Origin of the sequence: Zobellella taiwanensis (assembly GCF_003012795.1) — a bacterium.
GTDB lineage: Bacteria > Pseudomonadota > Gammaproteobacteria > Enterobacterales > Aeromonadaceae > Oceanimonas > Oceanimonas taiwanensis.
The window spans coordinates 1-623 of record NZ_PXYH01000059.1 but is presented as its reverse complement, the minus strand read 5'-3'; the positions used below and the strand labels follow the sequence as shown (position 1 = coordinate 623).

The window sequence follows — 623 nt, the reverse complement described above, 5'->3', positions numbered from 1 at the left end:
GCTCCAGGCCCTACCGGAGCCGGCATTTGACAATAACAAGGTTGATACTATGGAAGATAAGCAAACAGCAATGGACCATACCCTAGAGCAACTGGTCGGCTCCCTCAAACATCTCCCCGGCGCCCTGCTGCCTATCTTGCACAGTATCCAGGACCATTTCGGCTATATTCCCGACGCCGCCACCCCCATCATCGTCCGCGAGCTGCGCATCACCGCCGCCGACGTGCACGGGGTGGTGAGCTTCTACCATTACTTCCGCACCGAACAGCCGGGCCGGCACGTGGTGGAGATCTGCCGCGCCGAGGCCTGCCAGGCCCGCGGCGCCCGCGAGCTGGAGCGCCATGCCAAGGCCAGCCTGGGCATCGACTATCACCAGACCACCCCCGGCCGCGACATCACCCTGAAGGCGGTGTACTGCCTCGGCAACTGCGCCTGCGGCCCCTCGGTGCGGGTGGGCAAGCAGATCAAGGCGCGCATGACCCCGGCCCGGTTCGACGCCCTGGTAAACGAACTGACCACCTACAAACTGGAGCTGAACTGATGAGCCTGCGCATCTTCGTTCCCTACGAGACCACGGCCCTGTCGCTCGGCGCCGAGGACGTGGCGACCCTGATCCGGCGCGA

General features: G+C 64.5%; 1 protein-coding gene. It reads left to right on the top strand.

Annotated features, from left to right (window positions below; all coding sequences use genetic code 11):
• Window positions 1-49 precede the first annotated feature (49 nt).
• Window positions 50-541, top strand: a complete 492-nt coding sequence (locus C7I36_RS16920; RefSeq protein ID WP_106454833.1) for a formate dehydrogenase subunit gamma — start codon at window positions 50-52, stop codon at window positions 539-541.
• The last annotated feature ends 82 nt before the right edge of the window (window positions 542-623 follow it).